16 protein-coding genes are annotated in these 20,330 nt (G+C 49.0%); 2 read left to right on the forward strand and 14 right to left on the reverse strand.

Translation table 11 applies throughout. The annotated features are described in order from the left end of the window. Positions 1-15 precede the first annotated feature (15 nt). Positions 16-1,173 (reverse strand): YhgE/Pip domain-containing protein, encoded by a 1,158-nt coding sequence (locus AC50X8_RS02055; RefSeq protein WP_494878354.1) that lies wholly within the window; start codon positions 1,171-1,173, stop codon positions 16-18. A 204-nt stretch (positions 1,174-1,377) separates the two neighbouring features. After that, positions 1,378-2,253: an RNA polymerase sigma-70 factor gene (locus AC50X8_RS02060; protein ID WP_494878360.1), complete on the reverse strand. Its 876-nt coding sequence runs from the start codon at positions 2,251-2,253 to the stop codon at positions 1,378-1,380. Positions 2,254-2,490: 237 nt separating this feature from the next. On the opposite strand from AC50X8_RS02060, the gene AC50X8_RS02065 reads away from it, so the two are divergent. Further along, positions 2,491-2,811 carry an ArsR/SmtB family transcription factor gene (locus AC50X8_RS02065; protein WP_056030054.1) on the forward strand — a complete coding sequence of 107 codons (321 nt, stop codon included), beginning with the start codon at positions 2,491-2,493 and terminating at the stop codon, positions 2,809-2,811. 94 nt (positions 2,812-2,905) lie between these two features. Continuing rightward, positions 2,906-3,985, forward strand: coding sequence for a saccharopine dehydrogenase family protein (locus AC50X8_RS02070; RefSeq protein WP_494878363.1), 1,080 nt, complete (start codon positions 2,906-2,908; stop codon positions 3,983-3,985). 1 nt (position 3,986) lies between these two features. Here AC50X8_RS02070 and AC50X8_RS02075 read toward each other — a convergent pair whose 3' ends face one another. From AC50X8_RS02075 to AC50X8_RS02130, 12 genes are all read right to left on the reverse strand, one after another. Further along, the gene (locus AC50X8_RS02075; RefSeq protein ID WP_056030060.1) at positions 3,987-4,643 is read right to left on the reverse strand and encodes a M48 family metallopeptidase; all 657 of its coding nucleotides are present in this window, start codon (positions 4,641-4,643) and stop codon (positions 3,987-3,989) included. Between the two features lie 3 nt (positions 4,644-4,646). Further along, a complete protein-coding gene (locus AC50X8_RS02080) occupies positions 4,647-5,123 on the reverse strand; it encodes a GNAT family protein (protein WP_494878366.1) in 477 nt (158 codons plus the stop codon). A 124-nt stretch (positions 5,124-5,247) separates the two neighbouring features. Then, on the reverse strand, positions 5,248-6,408 hold the full coding sequence (locus tag AC50X8_RS02085) for a PQQ-binding-like beta-propeller repeat protein (RefSeq protein ID WP_155972769.1): 1,161 nt from the start codon (positions 6,406-6,408) through the stop codon (positions 5,248-5,250). Positions 6,409-6,566: 158 nt separating this feature from the next. Continuing rightward, positions 6,567-7,778, reverse strand: coding sequence for a VWA domain-containing protein (locus AC50X8_RS02090; protein WP_494858021.1), 1,212 nt, complete (start codon positions 7,776-7,778; stop codon positions 6,567-6,569). A 3-nt stretch (positions 7,779-7,781) separates the two neighbouring features. Next, positions 7,782-10,091, reverse strand: coding sequence for a DUF5682 family protein (locus tag AC50X8_RS02095; protein ID WP_494858019.1), 2,310 nt, complete (start codon positions 10,089-10,091; stop codon positions 7,782-7,784). Beyond that, on the reverse strand, positions 10,088-11,191 hold the full coding sequence (locus tag AC50X8_RS02100; RefSeq protein WP_056030074.1) for an ATP-binding protein: 1,104 nt from the start codon (positions 11,189-11,191) through the stop codon (positions 10,088-10,090). The genes AC50X8_RS02095 and AC50X8_RS02100 overlap by 4 nt, the downstream gene beginning before the upstream one ends. 59 nt (positions 11,192-11,250) lie before the next feature. Beyond that, complete coding sequence (locus AC50X8_RS02105; protein ID WP_494878368.1) at positions 11,251-13,038, reverse strand: HEAT repeat domain-containing protein; 1,788 nt, start codon at positions 13,036-13,038, stop codon at positions 11,251-11,253. A gap of 29 nt (positions 13,039-13,067) precedes the next feature. Continuing rightward, positions 13,068-14,507, reverse strand: a complete 1,440-nt coding sequence (locus AC50X8_RS02110) for an SWIM zinc finger family protein (protein ID WP_494878370.1) — start codon at positions 14,505-14,507, stop codon at positions 13,068-13,070. Between the two features lie 170 nt (positions 14,508-14,677). Then, a complete protein-coding gene (locus AC50X8_RS02115; protein WP_494878372.1) occupies positions 14,678-15,883 on the reverse strand; it encodes an MFS transporter in 1,206 nt (401 codons plus the stop codon). Positions 15,884-15,968: 85 nt separating this feature from the next. Further along, the gene (locus AC50X8_RS02120) at positions 15,969-16,520 is read right to left on the reverse strand and encodes a MarR family winged helix-turn-helix transcriptional regulator (RefSeq protein WP_494878374.1); all 552 of its coding nucleotides are present in this window, start codon (positions 16,518-16,520) and stop codon (positions 15,969-15,971) included. A gap of 163 nt (positions 16,521-16,683) precedes the next feature. Next, complete coding sequence (locus AC50X8_RS02125; protein ID WP_494878380.1) at positions 16,684-19,251, reverse strand: winged helix-turn-helix domain-containing protein; 2,568 nt, start codon at positions 19,249-19,251, stop codon at positions 16,684-16,686. Between the two features lie 364 nt (positions 19,252-19,615). Further along, positions 19,616-20,326 (reverse strand): tautomerase family protein, encoded by a 711-nt coding sequence (locus AC50X8_RS02130; RefSeq protein ID WP_081418606.1) that lies wholly within the window; start codon positions 20,324-20,326, stop codon positions 19,616-19,618. Between the last annotated feature and the right edge of the window lie 4 nt (positions 20,327-20,330).

Below are 20,330 nucleotides of genomic sequence, written 5' to 3' on the forward strand. Positions count from 1 at the left end.
GCCAACCCTTTTATTTTACATGAATTGCGGCTGCGCTGCAGTCGTATTTTCCTCGGTCGTTGTTTTAACCCCTTTAAATTGGTGAATCAGCGTATTGATCAGCAAAGCTCCAACACCAATTAGTGCGAGTCCTAGCAAATACTTTGACGTCTGCCCCCCGCCGAAGAGCAGGTTGTAATCCAGCTGAATCGTATAAAACATCGGAGAAATGTAGCTGATGGCTTTGAACAAGCCTGGCATCATTTCCTGCGGCATCATCGCACCGCCTGCGATGGTCTGCGACAGCAGCAGCGGCATATTAAGCAGCATGCCCGCTTGGCCGGCTAGCATGCAGAAGATGCTCGTAAACGAAATAGCGGTAAATAATTCAAGGGCGTGCACCATCCACACTTTTAGAAAAGTCTCGGCACCATAGCCATGAATGGAGAAATAAATAGTCAAGCCAATGAGCGGAACGATCAAGGCCAGCAGCGCATTAAGGCCCTGCAAACTGAAAAAGGCTTTCCATTTGCCAAGCTGCCCTTTCAACTGCTGCAAGGCGCCAACACTAATCATGGAATAAATCATGGCCCCAACATAACCAGCCATCGCCAGAAACATAGGTGCCATCTGATTGTGCATGCCGGCAGGCTTCGGGTTGGTCACAACCATATTAGGAGATACTTTGGTCATGACGCCTTCCACCGTCTGCTTCGCCTGATCTTCAGGCAGCTTCATATTTTGCAAAAGCCCTTCAAAGCTTTGCGTCTGAATTTGGGCGACCATTTTGCTGGAAATTTGATCAGCCACGCTTTGCATCGCACTGCTTGTCGTTGCCGGATTAGAATCATTCATGAAAAAATCCAATTGGGCCTGTTCACCCGGCTGCGAAAGCTGCTGCGTAAAATTTTGCGGAATATGCACGATTAAATGGACGTTGCGATTGTCCAGCTCGGTTTTAGCCTGCTCCAGACTAAGAGCAGTATTGATATGGAATGGCAGCTGCTCTTTCAATTGCTCAACCATCTTCGCTCCGGTCTGCTCGTCCTCGCTTACAATCGCCACCGTGAGATCAGGCAGGTTTTTCGGTACCGCGCTGTACCCGTACATAAACATCCCGATCATCGCGATCTGATAAAAAACCATCATAAAAATGCCGCCGATTACAATTTTGTTTTTCAAAAATGCTTTCATGCTCCACTCCACCTTATACTTTATTTTATATACTTTAATTAGAGTAATTAATTTAGTGTATGCTGTCAATGTAAAAGGCTTCCATATTTTGTTCGGTATAAAGTATACCGCTAGCTGGTAATGAGCTTTCCCATCTCGGCAAGCCACGTGCCTGAACAAATAAAGAGACGGGAAGCGGCTGCTCCCCATCTCTTTATTTGTTCACTATAAGGCCTGCTGATTCAATCGCTCCAGCTTATCCGGATTGCGGATAATATAAATATTTTGCAGCAGCTTGTTTTTCATATGGAGGAATACGGCGGAGGTTATGCGCGCTTGCTGCCTGAACATGATGGTGGTCTGGCCGTTCAGCTGCTTGATTTCGATGCTGAAGCGATCGTCCTCTCCTTCGCCTGCCTTGCGAATGATGCCCAGCAGGAAACGCGCCACATGCTCGCTCGTCTGGATCGGACGAATAGCGGCACTCACCTTGCCTCCTCCATCGGATAGCAGCATGGCGTCTTCAGCAAGCATAGACAGCACCGTATCGACCTTACCCTCGGACAAAGCTGTGAGAAATTGCTGCGCCCACTCGTCGCTAACTGCGCCTGCCCCCGCAAGCTCCTGCTCCGAAACGCCCATTTTTCCCCGGGCCCGGCTAAGCAGCTTGCGGCAGTTCATTTCACTTTTGCCCGTAATTTCCGCTATAGCGGCATAATCGAACGAGAGCGCTTCTCTGAGCACAAATACCGCCCGCTCGGCCGGAGATAGACGCTCTAACAATGCAAGCATCGCATAAGATAGCAGTTCACCGCGGATGATGGCTTCAAATCCATCCTCAGCGTTCATTTGCAGCGGCTCGGGCAGCCATGGCCCAATATACTGCTCCCGGCGTTTGCGCGCAGATTTGAGCAGGTCATAGCAATGATTCGTCATCATTTTGCATAAATACGCCTTTGGCTCCTGCAGCCGCGCCGGGTCCACTCGCTGAAGCTTGATGAATACATCCTGAACTGCGTCCTCCGCGTCACATACCGAACCGGTTAGCTGATACGCCAGCTGGAATAAAAGATTTTTGTACCGTTCATAAAGCTCCGTCACTTCGCATGCCCCCATCTATGCTTGCCTGCACTACTTGTATCGATCATATCAAGCACACCATTAGGCGTCCATACGCATCATTAAGCAAGCCCCTTGTCTCCTGTAAATCCATTTGCCCATATAACGAGGAGAGGCTGGTTTTTGTGACATTTTGTGTTGATTTGAATTTTTGTCTGAAATGAATTATACTTGGCGATATGTTTAAACAATTAAACCATATAGCGGAGGAGTGGAGCCATGAGCGAATTTATCGGCAATCAGAAAGCGATTCACATTTTTGAAAGTTTAAGCCCTTATTTTCAAGGCTTGGGGGACCCTGTTCGCCAGCAAATTATATCGCTGCTAATCGATAAAGACAGTATGAATGTAACGCAAATTGCTGAGCATATTCCGATGTCGCGGCCTACCGTTTCCCATCATCTAAAAATATTGCGCCAGGCAGGGCTGCTTACCGTTCAGAAAAAAGGAACCGAAATGTATTATCGGCTTGAAATCAATGATGCGATTGCGCTTATGAAACAGCTTGTCCAATTCGTAGAAGAGGAATGCCAATGCTAGTGCCAATATGAGGCTAGCTTGCTGCCATTCCTTTTTCAAACGGCTATAGGTTGAATAACTTAAACATATAAACATTTAATCGGAGGTTCATTTTATGAATAGAAACAAGGTTCTTATCGTTGGGGGATATGGAGAAGTTGGCAGGCAGATCGCCCACATTTTACTTGAGCGGCATGCGAATTTGGAAATAGTATTGGGAGGAAGGTCACCGGAGAAAGCGAAAGCCTTCGAGTCTCAACGCGTACATACTGCCGTTGTAGATACGAATGCGGAAGATCCGCTCCAGCATGCAGGCGAGCATATTTCGCTCATCATTAGCGCAGTCAACGATTTGCAGGATAAGCTGCTTCTTGCTGCCGTGAGAAGAAAAATCCCGTTTATCGACGTGACGCGCTGGACGGAGCTATTCGAGCAGGCTTCTGCTAAATTGAGAAAGGTGGAGCTCCATGCTCCTGTCGTGCTGTCTTCGGGCTGGATGGCAGGAACGGCCTCGCTATTCGCTATGCTGCATGCCGATTCGCTTGACAACGTAGCTGTCGATATCCATGCCCTCTACTCCCTGCAGGATAAAGCAGGCCCGGATTCTACCGCATACATGGATCGGATGACCATCCCCTTTCATATTACGGAAGCGGGAAGAAACCGGCTTGTCCATCCGATGACCGATCCGGTGAAGGTCCAGTTTCCCAATGGCTACAAGGCAAAATGCTATCGGCTGGACACCCCTGATCATGTGACACTGCTTAAGGCAAGCCATATTCACACAGCCAGCTTCCGCATCTCCTTCGACAGCAAAGCATCCACCTCTCTGCTTGTGGGACTCGTTAACAGCGGCATATGGAAGATAATCAGTGGAAAAAGGTTCCGCTCGTTCAGACAGCGTCTGCTCTACAATCCAGGTACCGGCAGCGCCCATCATGTGCTTATTCACCTAAAGGGACACGACCCTAATGGACGCCTGGTAGAGCGGCGAATCGCCATTTCGGACCCGCTTGGCCAGACTCACCTTACCGCTTTGGGAGCTGCTGTCCAAGCCGAGAAATTGCTGTTGATGCCTGAAATTGAACCGCTCGCCCCCGGCGTTTATTATCCAGAGGACCTGCCGGACTCGCGGATGGACAAGGCTGCGATTATGGGCTTTTTCAAACAATATGGCGTTCTTTTCTCCTACTAAATTAGAGCGTCATGAAGCTTCCGTATTTGGCCAAATACTGTTCCTTTTCTTTATAATCCGGCATAATGCTGCCTACGCGCCGCCAAAAGGAACGATCATGATTCATATGGAATAGATGGCAAAGCTCATGAATAATGACGTAATCAATGACATCAATTGGCGCCATCGCCAGACGATAATTGAAGGTCAAATGCTTAGTTGCGCTGCAGCTTCCCCACTTCGTCGTGGACTCTACGATTTCAACCGTTTTGGGCTTTACCTTCAACTGCGCCTGATAAATAGGCAGACGTTCGCCAATTATTTTTTTGCAGCTTGAAAAATAAAACTTTTTGAGGTTTTTTCGCAGCTCCTCCTCTGTTAAACCGTTTGTCTCGATTAATTCATGCAGCAAATGCTCTTTGCCAAGGTAGAGAAATTTTTCTTTATCTTGGTATTGCTTCGTTTGGGGCGCTTTATTAGCCTCCCCAAGATGCCGCGTCTGCTCCAAAATCCATTTGCCATGCTGCCCGACGGCCCGTTTAATGACCTCTTCACTTGCCGCCTTCGGCGCTTTAACCGTGATGAAGCCTGAAGGCTCGATCTGAATGGAGATTTTCTTTTCCCGATTGCCATATTGAACATGAAACGATATCGTATGATTTTCAAATTCAATGTTCATCGGCTAGTTATAGGTCATCCAGGCTGTCGTGCCGAGCACTTCAAAATCTTGCTTAAACCAGAAGTTGCGCGATTTATCCAGCGTGTACACATACATTCTCTTTTTCGGATATTTCGCTTTAAGCCAATTGATAAAGGAAGCCGCATGGCCTTTGCCTTCATATTCCTTCAGCACATCGAGCGCTTCGATAAAAACAAAATCCTTTTTATTTTTAATGTCGATATAAAAGTCTTTTTCCAAATATTTTTCGTCATCGCTAAAATAATCTTTTTCCGCTTTTTCGATCAGCTGCTTGCCGCTCGCATATTCCCAGATGACGCCGTATCCGACCATCGTCTCGTCTGTTTCAATTATATAAATGTTTTCCGGCAGCTCCGCTTGGTCCTTCTGGCTCAATTCGCTTGCATGATAGGTCGTCGTAATCTCGCCGAGTGTGTTCTGCATTTCTTTATCAAATGGTTTCGCTATAATGCTAGACATGATTTTGATCTCCTTTTTGTCTGAAAGCTTATCTTCTAGTCGCTCTGACTCGTGACCGTTATCATACCATATTCGATGTATTGAAAAAATAAAAAAGACACGGAGTGCCCTTTCCGTGTAGATTCTATTTCAATTTATATTTAGCTATTTTATTTGCTTTTTTCAAGTGAGAAAATACAGTATTGTCATTATAATAAATGATCTCAGCATCAGTATCATTTAGTACGAACTCTTGAAGTACAGATAATTTTTTCTGATCAAGAACATATTGAGCTGTTCTAAGATTTAATAATATATTATCGTCTCCTGTAATTTCTGCTAATGGATATATCGGAATTTCAGTATTCAAATTACTAAATGTTTGCTTTGCTACAAGTCCCTTTGTATTATACAATGAGACCGTTTTATTTAAGTAAACCATATAATTGTCTCCGGCTGCAATGATCTCTGAGTTTCCTGGAATATCACGTCCCCACAACACCTTGCCTTTTGATGAAAGGGCTATGAGACGATTGCCTGTTTTGTTCAAATTAGCCCTAAAAATAATATTCCCATTAGATAACAGCAGAGAATAGCTTAGATCTGTATAAGAGCCTTGCGGAAAGTTATAACGAAAAACTCTGTTCATCGAAGAATTGTAGATATCCGCTTTAAAATCTGTAAAGGATGCCGAATGATTTTCTACTATAATTAAAGTATCTGATACTTTTGCAACAGTCCCTTTAATTAATTTTTTAAACAATTGTTTACCTTCCTTATTATATCCATACACCGTACTTGTTTCCTCTCCAGCTTTAGATGAAGTAGAAACGACATGCAGCAATGTGCCATCTTTCATTAAGTGCATTTTTCCTTGATCTGGAAGTCGAATCATCCAATTTTCTTTGCCGCTTGCATGAATTGAAAAGAGAACATTTTCCCATTCAAAGTAGGCGTACACCGTTCCATTGGGAGCGTATAAAAAAGAATTATCTGTATTAAAATAACCAATGCCCGCTTTATAAAAATGATATGTCCATTTAATTTTCCCTGTGTCTAAATCAACAGCCTTCAGAGTATCATAAGGCCATGCTTTGGTATAAACTTTTTCATCTTGCATATGCATATAAACTGTTTTTTTGTTGGGCAACACATGAATGTCCTTTTTTACTTCCAGATAATCAGAGCCAGTCCCTTGTGTCCATTGAGGAGCTGGCAACTTGCTCCACTTTTCTGCCGAAACGCTTGCACTGGATGATAAGAATAATAGGCAAGAAACTAACAGAGCAGCAATTGATTGTTTCATGGAAAACGCAACCTTTCGATCATCAATATTTGGCCCATTTCTTTCATTAAAAAAGAAAGAAATGGGCCAACTTTTATATACATAATACGACTATAAACTTTAGTAGATTTAAATCCCCATTTACAGAAACATATAGGCTATAGGCTGCCGCTTCTGCCTTACAAAGTCCCAATCCGCTTCGATAGCTCTGCCAAATCCTGTCCTTTCAGTGCGCCTTCCACAAGGTCTGGGAGCAAGGCGGGCGTACAGGCAAAGCACGGCGTGCCGTCGCGTGACAGCTGTTTCGCAAGTCCCTCGTCGTAAAATGGCTTGCCCTTGTCCGACAAAGCGAGCAGGCACATCGTGCGCACACCCGATTCCCGCATTTCACGCATTCGGCGAATAAGCCCGGATTGATTGCCGCCTTCATAAAGATCGGAGACAATAATGAACAGTGTTTTCTTCGGCTCTTCAATAAATTGCTCACAATATTTGACCGACTTATGAATATCCGTGCCGCCGCCAAGCTGAATGCCGAACAGCATATCGACGGGATCGTTGGCACATTGCTCGGTCAAATCTACAACCTCTGTGTCAAATACGACTACTCTAGTATTTAGCGCCGGGATGCTGGCAAAGATCGAGCCGACAACCGAAGCCCAAATAATCGAATCGGCCATAGAGCCGCTCTGATCAATGTCGATAATGACCGTCCATTCCCTGCTTCGCTGCGCCCTGTCAAAATAATAAAATTTCTCAGGTATGATTACCCGCCGCTCCGTATCATAATGCTTCAAATTCCGCTGAATGGTCCGCTTCCAGTCGAGACCGCTCAGGGACGGCAGCGGCGAATGCTGCCTCTTGTTGAGCGCTCCCGTCACCGCGCGGCGAATATCCGTTTCCAGCAGCTTCACCAGTTCATCTACTACCGCTTTCACAAGCAGGCGCGCCGTATCTTTCGTTTTCTCAGGAATTTTCCCCTTAAGCGACAGCAGCGTGCCCACGAGCTGAATATCCGGCTTTACGGAGGCGAGCAGTTCCGGCTCGAACAGCAGCTGCTTCCAGCCTTTGCGTTCCATCGCATCATTTTGAATGATAGATACGACATCCTCTGGAAAAAACGATCTCACGTCGCCGAGCCACTTGGACAGGTTAAGCGATCCGTGGCCTGTACTTGACCCTCTTCCAGCTCCAGTGCCTGAGCCGCCCTTCGTACTGCCGGCCGCACCGCTTTCATCATAAATGGCTGCCAGCGCCGCATCCATAATAAGCTCCTCTTCCGTAAGAGCAAGCCGTCCGTCTTCGTTACAGCTAGCCAATTGGCTTTCCGCTTCTTGTCCCAAAATCAGCCGCCAGCGCGATACTGTATTTTCTTTCCGATTTTCCTCCATATGTTAAAGATCCTCAAAGTCAAAATCATTCAGATCGTCCAGCATTTTTATCTCTTCCTCCATTAGCTCACCTGTTATAATTTCTGCGGCCTGCTCCCCGCTTACTCCCCACAGCTCGCCCAGCAGCTCGCCGATCATCGTCTTCTCCCTTGAAGAGAAGGAGCTGAACGCTCTCCGTAAAAAGACAAGCGCCCGCTTAAACTCATCGTCCTGCAGCGAATTAATGTAATGGTTCAGCTGTTCCCACAAGCTTGTCCGTGAGAGCAGGCTGTAGCGATTGCGCATCGATAGCCCTTCAAACCAGCCTGCACCAAGATCAGCCGTAATGCCTGGGGAAAGACGCCGGGAAACTTCTGCAGCACACTGCTCCGCCGTAATCGCACCCCGTTCCATCAAAATAGCACAGGCGAAGCCGGATAATTTGGGATTTCGGTCATCCCGCTCCGATAAATGCAGCAGCTCTTGCACCCACTGCTTGTCGTCAATGATTTCACTATGATCCTGCGAAATGCGGTTGAGCTCGTTTATCGCCGTAATCATGCTGCCTGCCGCTTCATCATTGCAGCCCGCACCATCCAGCAAATATAAGGAGCCGCGGTGGAACAGCTGCTCCAGCAGCGGAATAAGCGGCTGTGTATCTACCTTGCGAATATCGCCATAGCCAATAATCATCGATAATCCCCGTGCCGCCGCTGCAATTTGCACGACATCGCGGCTGTCGGCAGCCAGCGTCTGCAGCACTCTGCTGCCCTCCTCCATCTGCGAGGTCATTCCACAGCAGCAGGAAACATGAATGAGCGCCGAAGCTTCTTCAATAGAGCGGCAGGCAAGAAGCTTCTCACGAAGCACATAAGCACACGCTACTTCAATCGTTTCCCCGAGCAGCGTCGCTTCCACAACTTGAATTTCAGCTTCCGGCGACCACTGGATGAGCCAATTTTCCGCCCAGGTTGCTCCTTCCTGACCGCTTGGCTGACTCTTCACAAAAGATATGCCAAGCAATAGCAATCGGTGGCATAAGATGGAACGGTTTAAGTCCAAAAAGGCAGCTTCCACTGAAGCGACCCTGCGGTTTTCTCTAAGATCAAGCGTTAGGGTGCTGGCGACCGTCGTCTTGTACTTCTCCAGCTTTAATCTTTTTAGCTGCCGGTTCAAATCATCTTGAATAGGGGTTTGGCTCACTCCCTCTGCCAAGCGGCCTATCGCCGTTCCCACGTCAACTCTTGCCAGCGCCTCAGCGACAGCAGATAACTCTCCATGCCCGAGCAGCGTTTGAGCAGCATCATGAAGATCGCGCAAAGTAGGCGCGCTGCCGTCATGCAGCGCAGCGAGTGACTCTGCCATGCGTACAGCTTCAATCACCTCGGCGGTAGAGCGGTGAGTGCCCCCGCTCCTTACAAGTCTGGCAACCGAGGCGAGATAACGGTGTGGAAGCTGCTCCAGCATTCCGCCCTCCATCGCCTCCCACATCATTTGGAAATAGTGGGGCGCATCATTTCCGGCACCATAACCCGACATCGTCGACAGCTTATAATAAGAGTAAGGCATTAACGTATGCTTGGTGCTGCGGGATGGCAGTCCCGCTGCCTCTTCATCGCTCATCGCCGCTGTCAAATCCGCTAGTGCAGCAGCATGATAGGCGCCGCAGACGACCACGATTCGCTGGGGGTCATGACCTGCCGCAATCGTTTGCTGGATTTGCCGCCGCATATAAGACTCCCGTAATGCATTATAGGCATGCTCAGCCGGGTGCTCGCGCTGCTCCTTCGCCTCGCCAAGCTCTCGCATCTCCGCCGAAAAAGCGAGAATGGCTTCCCGGTATGCGCCGGGATTGGCATTATGCTCAAAGCTGCGCTCCCAATACATATCATAATCGCTCTCACCCGCAAGCTCGGCAATCCGGCTGTAAATGGAGCGTTTCTCCTCCCCTTCAGGTACAGCAGAAGGCTCCTTTCCCTTTGACCGGAGTGCATCCTGCAGCGCTAACGTCACGGAAGAAGGAAGGTCAATAAATGCCGCGGATGCGCCATGCTCCTTGGCCCATTTCATCGCCTGAAACTCCGGCGAATATACAGCGAAGGGCCATAACACCGTACGCACGGGAAGCTCTTCGGTAAAGGCTAATATGGCTGCGGGCAGTTCAGTAGCGGCATGTGTCAAGTGCTTGATCTCGCCAGTCGCATCCGAGGGGCCTTCAATAAGCACCGCCGTCGGCTCACGCTCATTCAGGTACTCAAGCAGCTGCTTCGCCCCGCCAGGAGACAAATGGCGCACTCCGAAAATAAACACCTGATCGTCAGCATTTACATTCACTCGTTCATCTCCTTGCACGCTTGATACAAATTCCGCCACTCCGCTCCCCGCTTCTTCATGACGTTGTCCAAATATTCCTTCCAGACGAGCTTGTCCTTATCATCATCCTTGACAATGGCGCCCTGCAGACCGGCAGCCAAATCGCTATCTGTCAGCTCCCCGCTGCCGAAGCTTGCGGCCAGCGCCATGCTGTTGGTCAGCAGAGAGATCGCTTCCGCAGTCGAGATGACACCTGCTGGCGATTTCAGCTTCTCTTTCTTGTCGAGCGTCATGCCGCTGCGCAGCTCGCGGAATATCGTAACCACCTTGAGCAGCGCCTCGTCTGCTGGAAGGGAAGCCTCCAGCTCATAGGACGCCGCAATTTCGCCGACCCTTTTTTTCACGATTTCAAGCTCTGTTTCTAGATCCGATGGTGCCGGAAGCACAATGATGTTGAACCGGCGCTTGAGCGCGGCAGACATTTCATTCACTCCGCGATCCCGGGTATTGGCTGTCGCTATAATCGAGAATCCTTTGCGGGCGCTCGTCTCTTTTCCAAGCTCGGGCACCGATATCGTCTTCTCGGAAAGGATCGAAATGAGCGCATCCTGCACCTCCGACGCACAGCGGGAAATTTCCTCAAAGCGGGCAATGCCGCCATCCTCCATCGCCCGCATAATCGGACTTTTCACAAGCGCCTCAGGCGTAGGCCCATTAGCCAGCAGCATGGCATAGTTCCAAGAATAACGCACCTGCTCCTCGCTCGTTCCGGCAGTTCCCTGCACGACGAGCCCGGAATTGCCATAGATCGCGGCTGCCAAATTTTCCGACAGCCATGATTTGGCGGTGCCCGGCTCCCCAATTAACAGCAAGGCGCGGTCCGTAACAAGCGTAGCAATCGCCATCTCAATTAAGCGGGTATTGCCGATATATTTAGGCGTAATGATTGTCTTGCCGGCTTTGCCGCCAATGATGAACGTCAGCACCGAGCGAGGCGACATTTGCCAGCCTGCCGGAATTTTCCCTTTGTCCGCCTTGCGCAGCGCCTCCAGCTCGTGACTGTACAAAACCTCTGCCGGCAGCCGCATCATATCCTGAAGCTGTTCTTGATCTGTTGTCATTCGTACATCTCCTTTAAGTTTAAATAGGCTGTTGAACATTCAGCGTTAGGGCAGCCCCCTTATTTTCGCAATAAGCCGATAATTTCTTCCAGTTGTCTCGCACAGTCATATCTATAGCTAGGAAGAATAGCTTCCAAACGGTCAGCATAGCTCTTAGGGAAATGAAACATCAAATGGAACAGATAAACGGAGAAGCTGTACAGGCTTTTGTCCTTTGAATCCTCCAAAATCTCCATCAACAGCTCGAGGCGCCGAGTTTCTTCCACTCCGGCATGCTCCAATCCTTTAAAAACATGCACGCCAATTGTATTTAAACCGCTTTTCTTCTTCTCTTTCCACTCTTGCAGGCTCTGCAGTAGAAATTCTTCTACCCTCTTGTGCCCGGGACGTGCAAAAACAGCGACCAGCTCCAAATGTTTACGATCGATGAGCCAGTCCAGCCAGCGGGCATCCCAAGCTTCAACCAGCGGCGCTGCAGTATTTATCTCCCCATTGTAGTAGTCATAGCTGCCTACCATATACTCCATCGTATCGAGCAGTTGGCGCTCGCGAGCGCTTGATGCTTTGGTGACGACCGATTTCAGCTTGCTCGCAGTAGAACCCACATAATGCATGTATACTTCCTCAGGAGGCAAAAGGCGCTTCGCCATGCGGAATGAATACGGCAAATAACGATGATTTTTGTGATCCAGCTCCTGCAGCAGGCTTAATACTTCCATGGAATTCGTTTGTTCCAAATATTGCGCTGCTTTGTCCAGCAGCGTGATCCAGCTTAAAGCGGTGAAACGGTCCGCTTCACGCACAATCTGATCATAAAGCTCCTCAAGCTGGGGCATGCGCACATATTCGAACGCTCTCAAAAACGGCTGGACTTTCGCCCACGCTTTATCGCTAGCCTTCTCATCCTTATTATTCACTGGAGCCTGATCCAGCTCTGCCCTAAACAGGGGAATAAGCCTTTCCGTCAGCGGCTCAGAGGGCCAGCTGTTGAGCGCTTCTGCCGCAAGCTCGATGTCTTTTCCAGAAAACGCCGCAAATAAACGCTCTGTGCCCTGCGCAGAAGCTCCTGCTGCCAAGGCGGCATAAGCCGCTTCACGAATGGGCTTCTTTTTGTCCAGCGTCCAGCCTATTAAGGCATCGGCATACTCCTCATGAGCGGCAAGACATTCAATGGCAGCGACCCTAATTTCATCTGCCCCATTCTCCGCCGCATCAAAGATGAGCTCCAGCTCCGCTGCACCACCTGCCTTATAAATAACACGCAGCTTGCGCACATCGCTTTTGCCGCCGGAACGGTTAAAGCATTGGATTAAATACGGAACTACCGCTGAGCCATAGGAGGGCAAAATTTTATCCATGGCAAATTCGGCCATTTCGGAATAGGGATCGTCCAGTGCACGTATCGCAAATGGAAATAGGCGCAAATCGTTGAACAGCCCTTCGGCAAAAGCATCGGTCACGATTTCGTAGCGGCCGCTGCCTGTCGTAGAAAGCGCCTTTTGCACCTCGGCCAGCTTGCGATAGGAGTAGCTTGTGGATAATGGAACCCCTCCGCCTGCCAGATCCAAAACCTCGCCATCCACCGCTGTATGGCCTTGCGTGTACAGCACGGAGCCTAGCAGCACGGCCAGCTCTTGCAGCTTCACGGCTGCTCCCGTGCCTTCGGCTGATTCAAGCAGCGCTGCAATGCCCTCTCCCAATTTTTTGAAAATGGCTGCGCGTTCGCCTAGCTGCTCGAATTGCGGCAGAAGGCGCTTCAAACGAAAATCTCCCGCAGCCAGGTCGCTCCCGGCAATATAAAGCCTTCTTACCTCTTGATGAAGCTCTTGCAATAACGCTGTACTCATGGGTTGTCCCCCTAAATTGATAATAGAAGCTAGTATAAAAGCCGGGTTATATTTTCACCCTTTATGATAGTCAGCGGCTGGGCAACAAGCCGCCCTTGGTCCATCCGGTGCTCAAACATGACCAGAACGCAGCAGTCCTTCAGTTGAGTGTCATTCAGGTAAGGCAGCAGAGATACGGTGCCTTGCGGCAGCGCTGCAGCATCCTCCAGCACAAGCTGTCCTCCCGCTTCGTCTATTAGCGCAAACTGCCCGCTTTCGGTTGCTCCGACTTTGGCGGCGTGCAGCAGCATAACTGGCGACTTGTCGCCGAGCGGGTTTTTCAGCTGGTTCTTTACACGCTTGACCGCTTCTGCATAAGTACCGTTCGCCTTGGAAGATACGTTCGCCAAATCAGCAGCTGTCACAGCTCTCGGCACCATTTCCTCAAACCGCACCCGGGCATTCATATCTCCTGGATACTTGTACAAGGAAGGCACCTGAGCGACTTCAAAAAAGCTGTCGTCCTCGCGCATATGCTTTGCCGCTTTGCGGGGGCGATATTGCACGGTGCGGTGAATTTCGCCGCTAGCCGCTTCAAGCCAATAGCCGACATCTACAAACTCTTGTCGGGCATCATCGTCATAGCTGTAGAAGGCCAACTGCAGCAGCTCTGCTTGTTCTGTTACAAGGCCAAATTCCTTCAGCTCGGTTAACTGCCAGGCATGGCCCAGCCACTCCTCAATTGTTGACGTATGGTCCAGCGCAAGCTCCGGATCTTCCAGCTTGGAGAGCAGATAAGCTCGTCCTTTCTTGATAAAAGCATGCAGCCTGGTCAGCTGTTCCGCCGCATCGGTATAACTCGCTTCCCGGTCACGTTGATCGGCGAGCAGCAGCGCAAACCGCCGCAGCTCAACCTGCGCGCCCGACAAATAATAGTTGCCCAATTGCTTAACATGCTCTTGGATAGCTTTAAGCATTTTGCTGTCGATGGTGCCAAGGCCGCTGCGAATGAGCGAAAGAATGAGCTTTTCCAGCACATCAAGCCCCTCTAACTGGGAAGCTATTTTTTTCTTCAGGGCTGTCTTGTTCACCTTCTTCGGTTTTGGCGGCTCATCACTATTTTCCTTTTGTGCTTTATTTTCAACGCGTTTTTCTGCTTTTTCGCGTTTGCTTATAATATCTTCAGGAATCGGCGCCACTTCAAAGGACAATCCATCCGTGTACGCATACAATAAGCCTAAGCCATGCTTGCAAGGAAATTGGCGGCTGGGGCATGTGCAGCGAAAGGTCGGCTTCTCTGGGATGACAAAGTCAACCGAGCACTCATAGTTGGACTTGCCGCTGCCTGAGCATTTCCCAAACAATAGCTCCCCTGCCTCGGAACGGTTTAATTGCACAAAGCTGTTTTTCTTAACGAGTCCTTGCCCGTTCTTGATTGCGGCAGCATTCGGAGCAAGCGAATCGACATAGGATGCTGAAATTTCAAGCAAAAAAGATTCCTCCCTACTCATTTCCTATAATTTACTTCACATTCTATTATAAGACATTAGCTATTATTTTTGAAAGAGCATTAGAATCTGAATAAATCATCTATTTTTAAATATTTTGTTATAAAAATAGGTCTTTCTACACAGAAAATATTGTAATTAATCTATTTTTACTATTGTTCATTATCACGTCGGATTAGGCACGCCGCCAGCAAGCCGATGCCGAGCACAAGCGCCAGTAGGAAGAACGTTATGCGATAACTGCTTATTTTCATGAAAAATAACGAAAGCATCGGCCCAAAGCTGGTTCCCGCGAACAAAATAAACGTATAGATGGATACGGCGATCCCCCGCGATTTCCCGCCTAACTGCCCAATCAGCGACACAAGTGACGGGACAGCGAGTGCTATTCCAGCAACAAATATGACGCTCATTACGATTAATAAGGGCAGGCTGCGCGCAAGCCCCAAGGATGCCAGTCCCGCAACCGCGAGCATGAGCCCGACTCGCAGCACCAAACGGACGCCAAGCCGTTTCGCAAGCGCTCCTGCGAAAGGGGAAACGATCATGCCGACTACTCCTATGGCACGTACGTAAAGCAGCTCCTGTTTGCCTAGTCCAAAAGCCGGTCCGCTTAAATAGCTGCCCAGCACCGTATACATGCTCACGAAGGACATAAGCAGCACGAAAGCGACGATGTAGCTTAGCACCAAATAAGGCTGCTTCCACACGGTTCCCATTTCCCGCAGCGGTGCCCAAACGCTCGCATGCGCTTGCTGCGCATTCCCCTTCGGCAGCAGCGACTGTACGAGCAGTGCTGTCACGGTATAGACAACAGCAAGCAGCACAAAGACGGCATTCCAGCCATAATGCTCGCTTATTAGACTGCTCATGACTTGACCAGCGATTCCCGCGACCAGAAATCCGGTGCTAATAAAACCAATCGTCGTTACCCGTCTCTCTATCGGAAACATTTCCACAGCATATGCAAGTGCCACAGGCGAGAAGGTTGCAGCCGCAGCCCCCTGCAAGCCTCTAAGCACAAGGAGCCATGGAAATTGGTCAACTAAACCAATCGCCAATGATAGCACCGTTAGAGCGGCCAGCCCGATAACAATAATCTTTTTGCGGCCATACTTTTCGGATATTGCCCCATACAGCAGACAGCCTATCGCAAAGCCGAGCGAAAAAATGCTGCCTGCTGCGGCAGCTTGGGTCAGCGTTACGCTGAAATGCTCCGCGAATAGAGACAGCAGCGGCAAGGTAACATAGAGACTAGACATAACTGCCATACCGGACCAGCACAAAATCAAGGTCATAACGGAATAGTTGGCAGATCGAGCGGGTAGAGTGACAGATGAAGCATCTTTTTGTAACATACAGCACCTCTTTCAAAAAAATGATTGGATCCTTTATAAGGGTTCGCTAATTTAATTAGATTATCTAACTATTATCGCAAAAAAATTATCTTCCCACCCCCAGTCTCTTTTCGATGCTTGCATTCAGCTTTACCATTACCTTGTCAAAAACCTGCTGTTCTTCCGGCTCAAGCCCGATTGGCAAAGATGAACAGGTCGACCAAAACACCGGCAATATTCGGCTCACTAAGTCGCGGCCCTCCGATGTAATGCTCACATGAATCATGCGGCGATCAATAACGCTTTGTTCGCGGGCAATCCAGCTGCGCTTCTCCAGCCAATCCAGCAGAGCCGTTACCGAGGCTCTGCGAATGCCAAGCCGCTCAGCAAGCGCGGATGGCGTCACAAGCTCCCGGCCTTCATGCAGCGTTAGCAGCAGCAGCAGATCGAATTTGCTTTCGGTAATGCCAAATTCGGCTAAGTCGTTATCCATGACGTCCAAAATATGATCGCCTAGCCACAGCATAAGCAGTCCGATTGAAGCCGATTTCCGGTCCGTGTCCTGTGCAGCCGTAGCCTGCATGAGCTCCAGGTAGGGACTTGCTCCGAGCTTTGGCAGCTGCTCAGCCGTAAGCTCCTTATTATTTTTTCTAGCCATTGCGTACCTCCGCCTTTGCGGCTGCCTTGGTATCTCGTTTTTGCAAGGCAACGATTATAGTTAGATAATCTAATTAAATTTAATTTACGCTATTTTTTGCAAAAAGGCAAGGGCGTCTATGAAAAAATAAGCCTTGCCCCGCGGCAAGACTTTCAAATCCAATTTATGACAGAAAAATATTAGATTCCCTAGCAACCTGCAGCGCCTGGACGCGATTGCTCACACCAAGCTTTCTATATATGCTCTTAATATGCCACTTTATCGTCTCGCTCGCATTGCCGAGCTTGGCGGCGATTTCCTTATTTGCCAAGCCATCAGCAATGAGCCGCAGCACCCGCATTTCCTGTTCCGTTAAAATCATTTTCACCTGCTGCTTCTCTCCTGCTTCCACATTCAAAGCAAGAAGCAATGCCCTAACATAATCCAGCGTCACAACGGGCACCCGCTGCTCTTTAACGCTCTTATATGCATGTCTATTCCGTGTATAAGCGATTAGCAATAAGGCCATCCGTTCGCCTTCATCAATGAAGCTGCGAATGTAGCCTTCCGGCTCGGCAAGCCGCAGCGCTCCCTCCAGCTGTGCAAGCGCAGCATCCATCCGGCCCATTTGCTCAAAAATTAAGCTTTGCAAAATCATGCTTTTTATGCGGTCGCGAAGCCGGTCCTCCGTGCTTAATAGCTGAAGCAGCCGCCCTAGCAAATGCAGCGCATCGACCGGCCTGCCGCAGGCAGCAAGCACTCTGGCCAATATGAGATGCTCAGGCACACGGCCTAGCGATACTTCGTCCGTATGCCGCATGCCGCAATGATGGAGCCAATTTTGCGCCTCTTGGATGAAGCCTTGCCGCAAAGCAAGCCGAGCTTGCTCCGCTTCAATTCGCAAATGGAACAATACCGCATCGGGAGAATCGATATGCGACTTTAGCTGCATGAGCAGCTCCGCGGCCCGCTCGCTATTTCCCTTAGCCTGCTCAATTTGTGAAGCGCTAACCGCTAATTGAATCATAATTCGGGCAAAAGGCTTAATATCGCCGCGTCCAAGTGCTTGATTCGCATAAAACGAAGCGTCATCCAGCCGATTCCATTCATAAAGCAATTTGCTGTACGACACGTTGAGGAAGCCGATAAACGGGTATTGTTTTTTATCCTCCCATGCTTTAATCCATCTCAGTAAAAATGCACCAGCCGCATGAAGATCGTTTATAAATGCCAAGTGGTCGTCAAAAGCATCATAGCCTTGATAGCGATTGCGTCCCATCGTTTGAAAAAAACTGCCCTCTGGCATGTATTGCTCCATTTGCTCCAAATATTCCGACGTCAACTTGAGGTCTTTATGTAAATAGGAAACGATGGAGCAAAAGAAATAAATGTTGCCCATTGCCCGCTTCCAATCCGCTTCATCTAATTGCTCTTTCAATAAAGCAAAGCGAATTCGGGCTTGCTCTATTTTGCGGAAAGCGGCTTTCCATTCCCCCACCCCGAGCAGAACCGAAATATAAAACATTTCAACCATCGGCTTATCTGCAAAGGTGCTTTCCGGCAAGACGGACAGCCATCTATTTAATACAACGCTTTTCGTTTGCATGAAAGCAATGAGATTTTTCTCTATTAAACGTACGGCATCGCTATACTGCTGGCCCTGCAGAAAATGCTCAACTGCCCCCTGCTCAAACCCCTGGCTCTCCAGCCATTGTGCGGCACGAATGTGCGCTTGCAGCTTTTTATCCGGCTTTTCCCTCAGCAGCAGCTGCTGCAAAAAATCCGAAAGCAAATGATGATACCGATACCAGCCACGCTGCTCGTCAAGCGGGATAATAAATAAATTCAATCGTTCGATTTTCTCCAATTGCGCCTGGCTGTTGGCACAGCCCGTTACCGCCTCGCATATAGAAGCGTTCAACCTTTGTAAAATTGACGTTTCCAGTAGAAAATCGCGCAATTGAATCGGCAGCTGACTAAATACTTCCTCCAGCAAATAGTCCGAAATATGATGATGATGCCCATTAAACTGCTCAATCGATTCCGGAATATTGCCGCTCTGCTTTAAGGAAATGGCAGCCAGCTGCAAGCCGCTGATCCAGCCCTCCGTCTGAAGGCACAGCAGCGCCACCTGTTCTTTCGTTAAATGCAGCTCTGTCAAATCGCGAAAAAAAACAAAGCCTTCCTCCAGCTCAAACCGTAAATCGGGCATCTTGATTTGATGAAATTCCCCTTTTGCCCGCAGCTTTGCTGTAGGAATGGGAAGTTCATTGCGGCTGGCGATATATATATGAATATGGGCAGGCAAGTGCTCCAGCAAATAAATGAAAGAATGCTGAATAGACGGCAGTTCAATAAATTGAAAATCGTCAAGAATGATGGAAAGCTCGCTATCCAAGCCGGCAAGCTCATTCAGCAGCATGCTCATCGCAGGCTCTGCGGATACCGATGGCCCTTTCTCTATCAAGGCTCGAAGGGAAGGAGCAAACCCGGCAACACGGGCTTGAATGGACGCTGTCACATAGCTCCAAAAGGCAATCCAATCATTGTCATGCACATCCAGTGAAACCCATGCCACTGGCGAGCTGCATAATCTCGCCCACCCGCTCAAGGCTGTCGTTTTCCCATAGCCGGCTTGTGCGGAAACGACGGTCAGCTTCGCTTTCATTCCCTCTTCCAGCTTGCTCATCAGCTTCGGCCGAAATACTAAAGGGCTGCGAATAGGAGGAATATGAAGTTTAATGCTTGCCATTACTTGCGGACACCTCCGAAAATGCCTATGTATCAATACCCATTATTTCAGGCCACCCCCTAGTATAGCAGAAAACAGGGCAATAAAAATACGGCACGTACTGTTTGACCAGTACCCGCCGTATTAGATAGGTTAGCTTATGAATTAACGATTGTTGAGGTGTCCCACAGATGGGCAGCGTCTCTAAGTGGAGGCGTTGCCGCGATCTGCAGTATAGGCTGGCACCATTGGAGCTGAGCAGCTCGGCTGATGCCTTGAGAGGCAAAATGCGTCGTATTGTGTCACCGAAAAAAACAATGCTGTATTCTTGTTTATCATAATAGGAAGCAAGCGATTAGAAAATCCCCCGTTTGGGGGGGGAGGATCAACTCGTTTCTTGAAACAGCTGCTTCGCTGCTTGGATAGCAGCTGCGGCACGCGGCCAGCCCGCGTAAAAAGCAAGATGGGTTAATGCCTCTACGACCTGCTCCTCCGTCAAGCCATGCTGCCTCCCTAGACGAATATGGAAGGGCAGTTGCTCCGTCGATCCGGCGGCCACTAATGCAGATATCGTAAGCAGGCTGCGTTCCCGAAGCGACAGCTGCTCTCTTTTCCAAACCTCTCCGAAGAGCAGCTCCTCCGAATATTGGACAAAAGCGGGCGCTATATCTCCGAACGTTTGCCGGACATTTGAAGCGATCGCTTCTGGAGGGTTAATCATTTGGGCGATCCCGCTGCCGAACGTCCAATCTTCCAGTTCCGTCCCGACGAGCATGATGAATACATCTTCCTCGCGAATGGCCAGTTCGCTCGCCAAACGCTGCGCTACCCTTTTATAAAAATGCTGCTTTTGCACCGTGCTTCTTCCAGATTTCAAAGTAATTTGGATAAAAAGCAACTCTTCGGTCCGCCTAATATTTAGATAATGGGGACTATAATAAAATTCGCTTGCCCGATGCCCATGGAATACTTGAAAAAAATCGTCCTCCGGCACATGGAAATGCTCCATAAGAGCACCCATAATAACCTGACTAATGGCTGACAGCTGTGGCTCATCATATTTATTTTCCAAATAACTGACTCTGACGAATGGCATGCTG

The sequence above is a fragment of the Paenibacillus sp. JT22N15 genome, assembly GCF_059383755.1.

Excerpts from the sequence above, each read along its gene's own strand:
- AC50X8_RS02080 (WP_494878366.1), bottom strand. The coding sequence starts at position 5,123 with ATGTCTAGCATTATAGCGAAACCATTTGATAAAGAAATGCAGAACACA.
- AC50X8_RS02090 (WP_494858021.1), bottom strand. The coding sequence starts at position 7,778 with ATGGAGGAAAATCGGAAAGAAAATACAGTATCGCGCTGGCGGCTGATT.
- AC50X8_RS02105 (WP_494878368.1), bottom strand. The coding sequence starts at position 13,038 with ATGAGTACAGCGTTATTGCAAGAGCTTCATCAAGAGGTAAGAAGGCTT.
- AC50X8_RS02070 (WP_494878363.1), top strand. The coding sequence starts at position 2,906 with ATGAATAGAAACAAGGTTCTTATCGTTGGGGGATATGGAGAAGTTGGC.
- AC50X8_RS02130 (WP_081418606.1), bottom strand. The coding sequence starts at position 20,326 with ATGCCATTCGTCAGAGTCAGTTATTTGGAAAATAAATATGATGAGCCA.
- AC50X8_RS02065 (WP_056030054.1), top strand. The coding sequence starts at position 2,491 with ATGAGCGAATTTATCGGCAATCAGAAAGCGATTCACATTTTTGAAAGT.
- AC50X8_RS02120 (WP_494878374.1), bottom strand. The coding sequence starts at position 16,520 with ATGGCTAGAAAAAATAATAAGGAGCTTACGGCTGAGCAGCTGCCAAAG.
- AC50X8_RS02100 (WP_056030074.1), bottom strand. The coding sequence starts at position 11,191 with ATGACAACAGATCAAGAACAGCTTCAGGATATGATGCGGCTGCCGGCA.
- AC50X8_RS02075 (WP_056030060.1), bottom strand. The coding sequence starts at position 4,643 with ATGAACATTGAATTTGAAAATCATACGATATCGTTTCATGTTCAATAT.
- AC50X8_RS02125 (WP_494878380.1), bottom strand. The coding sequence starts at position 19,251 with ATGGCAAGCATTAAACTTCATATTCCTCCTATTCGCAGCCCTTTAGTA.
- AC50X8_RS02085 (WP_155972769.1), bottom strand. The coding sequence starts at position 6,408 with ATGAAACAATCAATTGCTGCTCTGTTAGTTTCTTGCCTATTATTCTTA.
- AC50X8_RS02055 (WP_494878354.1), bottom strand. The coding sequence starts at position 1,173 with ATGAAAGCATTTTTGAAAAACAAAATTGTAATCGGCGGCATTTTTATG.
- AC50X8_RS02115 (WP_494878372.1), bottom strand. The coding sequence starts at position 15,883 with ATGTTACAAAAAGATGCTTCATCTGTCACTCTACCCGCTCGATCTGCC.